This window comes from Rhodococcus sp. NPDC003348 (assembly GCF_053589375.1).
Window position 1 is genome coordinate 1 of the sequence record NZ_JBSFRT010000077.1, and the last position, 10,622, is coordinate 10,622.

The following is a 10,622-nucleotide window of genomic DNA, read 5'->3' on the forward strand; positions in this document are numbered from 1 at the left end:
CCGAGCGCCGCCTTCATGAAGGCCTTCATGTTGTCGACGGTGTCCTCGAACCCGCACGCCTTCTGCAGCGGGGTGCCGCCGCCCATGTAGATGAAACCGCCCGACATCGCGGCCGCGCCGCCCCAGCCTCCGGTCCGCTCCAGCACCAGGACATCGGCCCCCGCCTGTGCCGCACCGACCGCGGCGGCCGCCCCGGCGACACCGAAACCCGCGACGACGACGTCCGCCTCGTACGCCCATTCCATGATGTGATCTCGGCGAATCGGGTGTATCGGCGTCGCTTCGGGCATGGTGTGTCCCTTCGTTGGTTGTGCGGATCTGTGGCGCAGAGCATGCGCGGTCACGGTTCGAGGGCGTGAATCACGTTGATCTGAAATCTGTTTCGTTCCTGCTGCGGCGGTATGTGCTGTGCCTGGGGGTGGGTGCGGGGGAGTGGGGTCCTGCGGATCGCGATGCAGCGCGGGTGTGATTCGTGAGTCGACAGCCGCTGGACGATAGTCGGCGCCGGCGCACGTGGGTTGGTGGTCTCCCGCTGGTCGGGAGGCGCGCTGTGTATGTCGGTGTGTGCCCAATTTCGTTGCAGGCTATAACTGCTCGCGGCGGTCGGTGAGTCACGTTCGGCGAACATGGAGGCCGGTCGCATGGGCCTCCCGTTCAGCGGGAGGGGGTGCGCCACGCAGGCACTCGGTGTCCTGATAATCACCGCTCACATTCAAAGAGTGACGTGCATCACTGCAGGTGGTCGAAGGCGTCCAGCGCTACGCCCCCACGGTGCCGTCACCACCCTGTGAAGGAGTCCACGCAATGAACCCAGTCAGTCGAGGACGGCGCGTGCGCGCTGTTGCCGGCGCGAGTGCGCTGCTGCTTGTCGGAATGCTCGGCACCGCATGTGCCGACGAGGAGACGGCTGACGCCGGTGTCGCGGGAGCGTCCACCTCCGCTCTGCCGAGCAATCCCGCGAGCGGCGAAGCAGTGAAGATCGGCTTCGTGTCGACCGAGGGTGGCGCCGCGGTGTCCATTCCCGACATGCGAGAGGGTGCCGAGGCCGCGGTCGAGTACCTCAACAAGAACGGAGGCGGGCTGGCCGGTCGGCCGATCGACCTGGTGGTGTGCAAGCAGCAGGAGGAGCCGACCTCGGCGAGCGCCTGTGCGAATCAGTTCGTCGAGCAGAAGGTGTCCGCGGTGCTGTCCCCGGGCACGTCCCAAGGACCGGTGATCGTGCCGATCGTGCTCGGTGCAGGCATCCCGTACGTCACCCTCAACGGCGTCGCGCCGATCGAGCTGACCTCACCCGACGTTGCCTCCCTCTCCGCGGGCCTGCCCGGCACGTTGACGGCGGCCGCGACCGCGGCCAAGCAGGAGGGCATGGCGAAGTTCACCATGTTCGCCAGCGACGGCGGTGGAATCGCCGCCATGATCGACCAGATGGGTCAGCCGATCTTCCAGGGATTCGGTGTCGCGCTCGATGTCGTCCCGGTGGCCCTGGGCACCCCGGACCCGACGCCGGTCGTCACGGCGGGACTGGCAAAGGACCCCGACGGCGTGAGCTTCATCGGCGACGCCGCCACCTGCACCTCGGTGCTCAAGGCGGTCCAGACCACCGCGCCGACGATGAAGAAGGTGCTCATTCCGACCTGCCTCGACGAGAACGTCGTCAAGGCGATCGGAATCGCCAACGTCAAGGGCAACATCGGTATCACTGCCACCGACGCGCTGTCCGACCGCCCCGACTCGGTACTGTTCCGGTCGATCTTCGCCGAGTATGCACCCGACCTGTCCCCGAACGGCTACGGGTCGACCGGGTACCAGACCGTGATGGCGCTGGCCGCCGCGACGTCCGGTATCAGCGGCGACGTCAACTCCGCCTCCATTCGTGACGCGCTGCGGAGCGCCACCGACGTCGAGATGCCCGCGGGCGGCGGAATCACCTTCAGCTGCAACGGAACGGCTTTCCCGATGATGCCGTCGATCTGCTCGCGACAGATGCTGATCGGCGAGATCAACGAGCAGGGCATCCCGGTGGACCTGACGGTCACCGGCTAGCACGGCAACGCCCTCGAGGGATGTGATCGACTGAAGGAAGAAGCATGACCGACCATCTCGCCTACCTGGTGCTCGGCCTCGGCAACGGTGCCGTGTACGCCGCCATCGGGCTCGCGCTCGTGATGACATTCAAGAGTTCGGGTGTCGTCAATTTCGCCACGGGTGCCGTGGCCCTGTACACCGCATACACCTACGCGCTGCTGCGCACGGGTGAGCTGATGGTCCCGATTCCGGGGCTCCCCAAGACGGTCGACCTCGGTGGACCGCTTGGGGTGGCCCCGGCCATGGCCATTTCGCTCGTGGTTGCCGCGATCCTCGGAGTGTTGTTCTACGCATTGATCTTCCGTCCACTGCGGAACGCGACGGTCGTCGCAAAGGCCGTCGCGTCGATCGGGTTGATGATCGTGCTGCAGGCACTCATCGCCCTGCGCGTCGGCACCGAGATCGTGGCCGTCGAACCGATCTTCGCGCTCGACAGCATCTCCATCGGCTCCCGGCAGGCACCGACCGACCGGATCTGGCTCGCGGCAGCAATCATCGCGATCGCTCTCGTCGCGACCGCCGTGTTCCGGTTCACGCGATTCGGTATCGCCACGGAGGCGGCCGCGGAATCGGAGAAGGGTGCCTACCTCACCGGCCTGTCCCCGGACAAGATCGCCTTCGCCAACTGGGCGCTTTCCTCGGTGGTCGCCGGGTTGGGGGGCATCCTGATCGCGCCGATCGTCGCCCTCAATCCCATCGCCTACTCCATGTTCATCGTCCCGGCGCTCGCCGCGACACTGGTCGGCAACTTCAGCTCGATCTGGCTCACGGTCGTCGCCGGCATCGCGATCGGTTCGCTGCAGGCCGAGATGATCAACCTGCAGGCCACGTTCGACTGGTTTCCCCACGCCGGCATGGCGGAGGCGATCCCGCTCCTGCTCATCCTCGTGTTCCTCGTCGTCAAGGGACGGCCGTTGCCCGATCGTGGCAGCGTCGTACGGCAGGCGCTGGGTCGCTCCCCACGCCCCGATCGCATTCTCGGCCCCACCCTGCTCGCCGTCGCGACCGCCGTTGTCGCCCTGTTGCTGGCCAGCGGTAGTTACCGCGCCGCGATCATCAGCAGCGTCATCTTCGCGGTCGTCGCGCTGTCCCAGGTGGTGGTCACGGGATACACCGGGCAGGTGTCCCTGGCGCAGCTCACCCTGGCCGGGGTCGGTGCCTACTCGATCAGCGTGCTGAACACCCACCTCGGCATCCCCTTCCCCTTCGCACCGCTGATCGGTGCCCTGTTCGCAACGGTCATCGGGGTGGTGATCGGGCTTCCGGCGCTGCGTGTCCGGGGCCTGCCGCTGACCGTGGTGACGCTGGCATTGGCGGTCTTCCTGGAGGCGTTCTGGTTCCGCAACCCTCAGTTGAACGGGGGCGTCCAGGGCGCGCCCGTCGATGCCCCGAGGCTGTTCGGTCTCGACCTCGGGATCGGAGCCGGGGAGGCGTACCCGCGGCTGGCGTTCGGGTTGCTGTGCCTCGCGGTGCTTCTCGCGTCGGCCCTCGCGGTCGCGTGGCTGCGGCGCAGCCGTCTCGGCACCGACATGCTTGCGGTCCGGGCGAACGAGAGGTCGGCGGCGGCCTCGGGGATCAACGTCTCGAGGACCAAGCTCGCGGCCTTCGCGATCGGTGCGTTCCTCGCCGGTCTCGCCGGCTCACTGATGGCTTACCAGCAGACTCTGGCGACACCCGAACCGTTCACCGTGTTCCTCGGAATCACGCTGTTCGCGGTCATGTACATCGCCGGCATCACGTCGATCACCGGAGCGATCATCGCCGGCCTCATCGCTCCGGGCGGTGTGCTCTATCTGCTGGTCGACCGGTTCCTGCACATGGGCGAGTACTACGCCGTCATCAGCGGCATCCTGCTCGTCGTCACGGTCATGACCAGCCCCGACGGCATCGCGGGCAGGCTGCCCTCGATCCCGCTGCCCACGTTCCGGCGCGCGGCATCGAACCGTGCCCCGGTCGGCGTGAACACCGTTGTCGCGCCGACTGTCTCGGCCGGACCCGGCGAGTCGCTCCTGTCCGTGCAGGGGCTCGGGGTCGCCTACGGGGCGGTGCAGGCGGCACAGGATGTCACGTTCGACGTCCGCCCCGGGGAGATCGTCGGGCTGATCGGCCCGAACGGTGCGGGCAAGACCACCGTGATCGACGCGATCACCGGGTTCGCGCCGTCGACCGGCACCGTCGTCCTCGACGGTACGGACGTGAGCGGGTTGCGCCCGCATCGGCGCAGTCGGTTGGGGCTCGGGCGCAGCTTCCAGGACGTCGAACTCTACGACGATCTCTCCGTTGCCGAGAACGTGACGGTGGGTGCGGGACGGTCCGGCTCGGCTTCCGACGTTGCGGGCCGGGTGCGGGGAGTACTGGCGACGGTCGGGCTGACCGATGACGCGGACGCTGCGGTGTCAACCCTTTCCCAGGGTCGTCGCCAGCTCGTCTCCATCGCCCGCGTTCTGGTTTCCGCGCCGAAGGTCGCACTGCTCGACGAGCCTGCCGCCGGTCTCGACAGTGCCGAGAGTCGGTGGCTCGGTGAGCGCCTGCGGGATGCGCGTACCGCCGGAACCTCGATCCTGTTGGTCGACCACGACATGGAGCTGGTGCTCACGATCTGCGACCGGGTCGTGGTGCTCGATCTCGGGCGGGTGGTGTGCTGCGGGACGCCCGACGAGGTCAGGTCCGATCCCAGGGTGATCAGTGCATATCTCGGCCTGCCCGCAGAAGAGGTGGATCCGGCCCACGAGGCGATTCCCGAACTCGCCGCAACCGTCCCTGCCAACGAGGAGGCGCACCCGTGACCGCACTGACGATTCGGAGCCTGACGACGGGCTATCTCCCGCAGCGTCCCTGTATTCGTGGCATCGGCCTGGACGTGGAGAAGGGGCAGATCACCTGTCTGCTCGGACCCAACGGGGCAGGCAAGACGACTCTGCTGCTGTCGCTGGCGGGGATGCTGCCGCGATTCGACGGCCGGGTCGCCGTTGACGGACGGGACCTCGTCGGCGGTCGACCTCGCGACGCGGTGCGGTCGGGGATGGTGCTCGTTCCCGACGACCGGGCCCTGTTCCGGGAACTGAGTGTCACCAACAACCTGCGTCTCGCGGTCGCGGACCGTCGCCGCCGCTCCGGGGCCGTCGGCGAGGTGCTCGGGTACTTCCCGGCTCTGGAGAAGCGGCTGGGCGTCGCGGCGGGACGGTTGTCGGGCGGCGAGCAGCAGATGCTCGCCATCGGGCGGGCCATCCTGCAGCGGCCGAAGGTGCTGCTCATCGACGAGCTGAGCATGGGCCTGGCACCCGTGATCGTCGACGAGATCCTCGCCGTGCTGCGCCGGCTTGCGGTCGAGCGGGAGATGGCGGTGGTGCTCGTCGAACAGCACGTACACCTCGCGCTCGCTACAGCCGACCGAGCCGCCGTGCTGGTGCACGGCGGTGTGGCGCTGACCGATTCGGCCGCCGCGCTCCGCAACGATCCGACCCGGATCGAGCGGGCCTATCTCGGTGTGGCATCGGACCTCCCGGCAGCGGGCTGACCGCTCAGCGGGAGGCCCCCGACCACGGCCCACCGCAGAACATATCGTCCATTGCGAAAGTTGTTGTGACACAGTTCACTGCTCTCGATCCGGGCCAGTCACCCGGCGAATCAACCCAGGACCACTGTGTCCTTCTCGCCCTCACTGGAAGGCTTCACATGACCAACGTAGTTGCCGACACCGCCGCTGCTGTCGCGCAGTCGGGCGCGCGCATCGTCGAGCCCCGCAGGATCGCCGGGGGTTTCTCGTGGCCGGAGTGCCCTCGCTGGCACGACGGCGCCTTCTGGTTCTCCGACATGTACACCGCGACCGTGAAAACCCTTGATGACGAGGGCAACGCCACCGTCGTTGTGGACGCCTCGGCCCGTCGGGAGAACACCGAGGTGCCGATCGTCCTCGGTGGTTTCGGATGGCTCCCGGATGGACGGCTGATCGTCAACTCGATGCACGAGAAAGTGGTGCTCGTTCACGGCGGCAACGGCCCGGACGACCTCGCCGTCTACGCCGATCTGTCCGAGTTCTCGCTCGCCGCGACCAACGACATGGTCGTCGACGCGGACGGCCGCGCCTACGTCACACAACTCGGATTCAACCTGTTCGCCGGTGACGAGCCGGTGCCGTCTCTCATCATCGTCGTCGAGCCCGACGGCACCGCGCACACCGCGGACGAAGTCGGGCCGCTGGTGTGCGCCAACGGTATCGCGATCAGCGCGGACGGCACGAAGGTCTACACCGCCGAGGTGATGGCCCAGAAGATCACGGTGATCGACCGCGCGGCCGACGGATCGCTGTCGAATCCGCGGCTCTTCGCGTCCTGCCCGTTCATGCCGGACGGCATCGGACTCGACGAGGAGGGTGGCGTCTGGGCGGCGATGCCCGGCAGCGGCTACGTGGCCCGCTTCACCGAGGAGGGCATGACGGATGCCATTCCGGTGCCGATCGAGAACGGTGTCGCGTCGGCGTGCCTGCTCGGCGGCCCTGATCGTTCCACCCTTCACATGACCGTCGGTGTCGAGGTTTTCGACTTCGACAAGTCCGCACGCGAGGCACTGGGCACCATCTGGGTTGCCGACGTGTCGAACCGTGGCGGCGTGACCCGACCCTGACACTGCACCGGCCACTTCACTTTCCGAGGAAGACTCACATGACAGAACTGGATTTCACCGACCGCGTGGTTGTTGTCACCGGCGCGGGACGCGGTATCGGCCGCGCGCACGCGGAACTGCTCGCCTCGCGCGGCGCCGCGGTGGTCGTAGGCGATCTCGGGGCGGCCATCGACGGCTCCGGTGTCGACGGTGACGACCCTGCCCGCGAGGTCGTGGACGCGATCACTGCCGCCGGCGGCAAGGCCGTCGCGTGCTCCGCGGACGTCTCCACCGAGGACGGAGCCGTCGCGCTGGTCGACGCCGCACTGTCCGCGTTCGGTCAGCTCGACGCCGTGATCAACAACGCAGGCATCGTCCGCACCGCGCCATTCGACGAGGTCCCGTACGAGGAGTATCAGCGACACCTCGATGTGCACTACTTCGGTTCGATCAGGCTGTGCCGAGCCGCCTGGCCGCACCTGCTGAAGTCGCCGGCGGGCCGGGTGGTCAACACCATCTCCCAGGCCATGCTCGGCAATCCGGGCATGTCGCACTACGGCGGATCGAAGGGTGCGCTGTTCGGATTCACCCGGAACCTCGCACTCGAGGGGCTCGAGGCCGGAATCAAGGTCAACGCCATCGCACCGGGCGCGGGCACGCGGATGGCCGAGGCCGCCGCCGACACGCTCTCACCGGAGGTCATGGAATACATGCGCACCCAGCTGCTCCCGGAGCACGTCGCCCCCGTGGCGGCCTACCTCGTCCACCCGGAGTGCAGCGTCACCGGTGAGGTGTTCAACGTCGCGGGAGGCATCGTCAACCGCCTCGCCATCCTCAACACCGTCGGGATCCACGACCCCGCTCTCACCGTCGAGACGGTTGCCGAGCGGTTCGACGAGATCATGGCGATCACCCCCGACGCCATCCCGCAGATCGTGGCACCCGCCCAGGTTCCGGCGTCGTCCTGACCCGAACCTCCACGACATCGGCTCATCCCCACCTCGAAGACTCCACCAGGAGAAGTACCGTGAGCTCTACCGAAACCTCCACGACCACCACCGAGACAGTGGACACCGCCTACCCCTTCGGGCCGGTGAGTGTGAACGAAGCATCCCGAAGGTATGTCGCCATCGCAGCCGAGCGGCCCATGACGAAGATGACAATGCCGTTCGGCGGTGACGTCTGGGTCATCCACCGCAACGCCGCCGCACGGCAGATGCTCGGCGATCCGCGCTTCGTGCGCGAACCGTTCCGCACCGGTGAGCGTGTGGTGCCGTACTTCGTCGAGTTCCCCGAGTTCCTCAAGACGACGCTGCAGTTCGAGGATCCGCCGCAGCACACCAAGCTGCGCAAGCTCGTGCAGAAGTCCATCTCGCCCAAACGTGTACGTGCCATGCGGGAGTCGGCGGTGGAATTCGCAAACCACCTGATCGACGAGATGATGGCCAAGGGTGCTCCGGCGAACCTGGTGCACGACTATGCCGTCGCTCTGCCGATCCAGATGCTGGCAAATCTCCTCGGGGTGCCGCCGGAGGACCGGCCGAAGTTCCAGAAGTGGAGTTCGGCGACCCTCGCCGTGGCGAACATGCCCGAGGAAGAGGTCGTGGCCAACATGACCGAACTCGTCGGATACATGATGGCCCTGATCGACGAGCGGCGGAAGAACCCCCGGGAGGACCTCCTCAGCGACCTCACGAGCGCGCAGCACAAGGACGACACCCTCACCGACGCGGAGATCCTGCCGATCGCGATGGTGTTGATCATCGGCGGTTTCGACAACACGGCCAACTTCATCTGCTTCGGGGCGCTCTCGCTGTTGAAGAACCCGGACCAGTTGAAGGTCCTGCTCGAGGACGTCGACGGTGTCGCCCCGACCGCGGTCGAGGAGATCCTGCGGCACGGGCGAATGGCGTTCGGTGACAGCGTCACCGGCGGGGGCGGTCTGGTCCCATTCGTCGCGACCGAGGACGTCGAGATCGACGGGCACGTCATCGCCAAGGGTGAGGCCGTGCTCGTGGATCCGGCGTCGGTGAACCACGACGGGGTCGCGGTCACCGACGGCGAGAAGTTCGACGTGCGGCGCGAGGGGAACCCGCACCTGACGCTGAGTTATGGCCTGCACCACTGCCTGGGTGCGCCGCTGGCGCGCATGGAGATGCAGGTGGCCATCGCGGAGTTGTTCAAGCGAATGCCGGGGCTGACGTTGGCCGGCGAACCGGCGGTCGACACGAACCTTCTCACCGAGCCGGTCGTCGACGTCCCGGTGACCTGGTAGGAGTTCGGAGATGCCGAAGGTTTTCTACACCCAGCCTGACGGCTCGGAACGTGTGATCGACGGGGCCGTAGGTGATTCCGTCATGTCGGCGGCGGTCACGAACGGCGTGACCGGGATCGTGGGCCAGTGCGGCGGCACACTCTCGTGCGCGACTTGCCACGTCTACCTCGCTGCGGACGACCACCAGTACTTCGACGCTGCGACGGAGGACGAGGACGACATGCTGGACTGCACGGCCAGCGACCGCGAGGACACGTCGCGGCTGTCGTGTCAGCTGGTCCTCCGCGACGGCATCGATGTACACGTGACAGTGCCCGATGAGCAGGCGTGACGAGAACGGCCGGGGTGCCGGAGAACATGCCGGCAGCGTGGCGGTAGTCGGTGCCTCTCACGCGGCGGTACACCTCGCCGACCGGTTGCGCGCAGGTGGCTACGCGGGTGCGCTGACGCTGATCGGCGGTGAACCCCACCTGCCGTATCAGCGGCCACCGCTGTCCAAGGCGTGGCTGAAGGGGGACGCCGCAGCGGGTTCGTTGGTGCTGCGGGCCGCAGACCACTACGCCGACAACGGTGTCGAGCTTCTGCTCGGCACCGTTGTCGAACGGGTCGAGCGCGAGGGCGACGGCGTGCTGCTGCACATGCGTCGCGCCGACGGTCCCAGGGAAACGCGGCGTTTCGACCGGCTGGTCCTCGCCACGGGCGCCCGCGCGCGCCGGCTGGAGATGCCCGGCTCCGGTCACCGTGACGTGCTGGTGCTTCGCGAACTCGACGACGCTCATCGGCTCGCGGAGCGGGTCGGGTGCGGGCCGGTCGTGGTGATCGGCGGGGGCTTCGTCGGTCTCGAGGTGGCCGCGACCCTTCGCGGTCTCGGCGCCGACGTCAGTGTCGTCGAGGCCGGTCCCAGGTTGATGGGGCGGGCGGTCGGCGCGGGGACGGCGGAGTTCCTACTGGCCGCCCACGCTGACATGGGTGTCGAGGTGCTCCTCGACGCCACGCCCACCGAGATCGTCGTCGACGGCGACCGGATCCGTGCGGTCCGTCTCGCCGACGGCCGCGAGATTCCGGCGGCGACCGTCCTCGTGGGTGTGGGGGCCGAGCCACGCGCGGAACTGGCCGACCGACTCGGCCTGAAGTGCGAGCGCGGGGTCGTCGTGGACGAACACTGCCTGGCTTCGGACGGCCGCACGATTGCGATCGGCGACTGCACTGTCCAGGAGACTCGCGACGGCGGGCGGGTTCGCCTCGAATCGGTCGACAACGCGACCGAGCAGGCGAACGCGGCGGCGGCCACGCTGCTCGGTCACGACGTTCCGGACCGTCCCCAGCCGTGGTTCTGGTCCGATCAGGGATCGTGGAAGCTGCAGATCGTCGGGCTGGTCGGTGCGCACGCCGAGGTCGTGGTGCGCACCGACCCGGACAAACCGCAGCGCCGCGTCGCCCTGTACTTCGAGGATGACGCACTGGTCGCCGCCGAGTGCGTCAATTCGCCGGCAGACTTCGTCGCGCTGCGGACGGCTCTCGCCCGCGGTACTCGTCCCACACCGGATGAACTGTCGGACAACGGAGTTCCGCTGAAGAAGCTGCTCGCATCGCCTCGCGGTGGGTGAACCTCCGCGAGGGGTCGGGAAGTACGAGGCGGCACGACCCTGACCGGGTGGTG

9 protein-coding genes are annotated in these 10,622 nt (G+C 67.7%); 8 read left to right on the forward strand and 1 reads right to left on the reverse strand.

What is annotated here, in order from left to right; genetic code table 11:
• Nucleotides 1-290: FAD-dependent oxidoreductase (locus ACWDU4_RS27790; RefSeq protein ID WP_450117186.1), on the reverse strand; the 290-nt coding region annotated here is incomplete at its 3' end.
• Between the two features lie 514 nt (nt 291-804).
• On the opposite strand from ACWDU4_RS27790, the gene ACWDU4_RS27795 reads away from it, so the two are divergent.
• The 8 genes from ACWDU4_RS27795 to ACWDU4_RS27830 all read left to right on the forward strand — a co-directional run bounded on the left by ACWDU4_RS27795 (nt 805) and on the right by ACWDU4_RS27830 (nt 10,569).
• On the forward strand, nt 805-2,043 hold the full coding sequence (locus ACWDU4_RS27795; protein ID WP_450117187.1) for an ABC transporter substrate-binding protein: 1,239 nt from the start codon (nt 805-807) through the stop codon (nt 2,041-2,043).
• A gap of 44 nt (nt 2,044-2,087) precedes the next feature.
• Nucleotides 2,088-4,871 carry an ABC transporter permease subunit gene (locus tag ACWDU4_RS27800; protein ID WP_450117188.1) on the forward strand — a complete coding sequence of 928 codons (2,784 nt, stop codon included), beginning with the start codon at nt 2,088-2,090 and terminating at the stop codon, nt 4,869-4,871.
• A complete protein-coding gene (locus tag ACWDU4_RS27805; protein WP_450117189.1) occupies nt 4,868-5,602 on the forward strand; it encodes an ABC transporter ATP-binding protein in 735 nt (244 codons plus the stop codon). The genes ACWDU4_RS27800 and ACWDU4_RS27805 overlap by 4 nt, the downstream gene beginning before the upstream one ends.
• A 158-nt stretch (nt 5,603-5,760) precedes the next feature.
• Nucleotides 5,761-6,708 (forward strand): SMP-30/gluconolactonase/LRE family protein, encoded by a 948-nt coding sequence (locus ACWDU4_RS27810; RefSeq protein ID WP_450117190.1) that lies wholly within the window; start codon nt 5,761-5,763, stop codon nt 6,706-6,708.
• A gap of 38 nt (nt 6,709-6,746) precedes the next feature.
• Nucleotides 6,747-7,655 (forward strand): SDR family NAD(P)-dependent oxidoreductase, encoded by a 909-nt coding sequence (locus ACWDU4_RS27815; RefSeq protein ID WP_450117191.1) that lies wholly within the window; start codon nt 6,747-6,749, stop codon nt 7,653-7,655.
• Nucleotides 7,656-7,834: 179 nt separating this feature from the next.
• Nucleotides 7,835-8,962 carry a cytochrome P450 gene (locus ACWDU4_RS27820; protein WP_450117192.1) on the forward strand — a complete coding sequence of 376 codons (1,128 nt, stop codon included), beginning with the start codon at nt 7,835-7,837 and terminating at the stop codon, nt 8,960-8,962.
• Nucleotides 8,963-8,972: 10 nt separating this feature from the next.
• Nucleotides 8,973-9,293 carry a 2Fe-2S iron-sulfur cluster-binding protein gene (locus ACWDU4_RS27825; protein ID WP_450117193.1) on the forward strand — a complete coding sequence of 107 codons (321 nt, stop codon included), beginning with the start codon at nt 8,973-8,975 and terminating at the stop codon, nt 9,291-9,293.
• Nucleotides 9,280-10,569, forward strand: coding sequence for an NAD(P)/FAD-dependent oxidoreductase (locus ACWDU4_RS27830; protein WP_450117194.1), 1,290 nt, complete (start codon nt 9,280-9,282; stop codon nt 10,567-10,569). The genes ACWDU4_RS27825 and ACWDU4_RS27830 overlap by 14 nt, the downstream gene beginning before the upstream one ends.
• The last annotated feature ends 53 nt before the right edge of the window (nt 10,570-10,622 follow it).

Excerpts from the sequence above, each read along its gene's own strand:
- ACWDU4_RS27795 (WP_450117187.1), top strand. The coding sequence starts at position 805 with ATGAACCCAGTCAGTCGAGGACGGCGCGTGCGCGCTGTTGCCGGCGCG.
- ACWDU4_RS27800 (WP_450117188.1), top strand. The coding sequence starts at position 2,088 with ATGACCGACCATCTCGCCTACCTGGTGCTCGGCCTCGGCAACGGTGCC.
- ACWDU4_RS27810 (WP_450117190.1), top strand. The coding sequence starts at position 5,761 with ATGACCAACGTAGTTGCCGACACCGCCGCTGCTGTCGCGCAGTCGGGC.
- ACWDU4_RS27815 (WP_450117191.1), top strand. The coding sequence starts at position 6,747 with ATGACAGAACTGGATTTCACCGACCGCGTGGTTGTTGTCACCGGCGCG.
- ACWDU4_RS27820 (WP_450117192.1), top strand. The coding sequence starts at position 7,835 with ATGACGAAGATGACAATGCCGTTCGGCGGTGACGTCTGGGTCATCCAC.
- ACWDU4_RS27825 (WP_450117193.1), top strand. The coding sequence starts at position 8,973 with ATGCCGAAGGTTTTCTACACCCAGCCTGACGGCTCGGAACGTGTGATC.
- ACWDU4_RS27830 (WP_450117194.1), top strand. The coding sequence starts at position 9,280 with ATGAGCAGGCGTGACGAGAACGGCCGGGGTGCCGGAGAACATGCCGGC.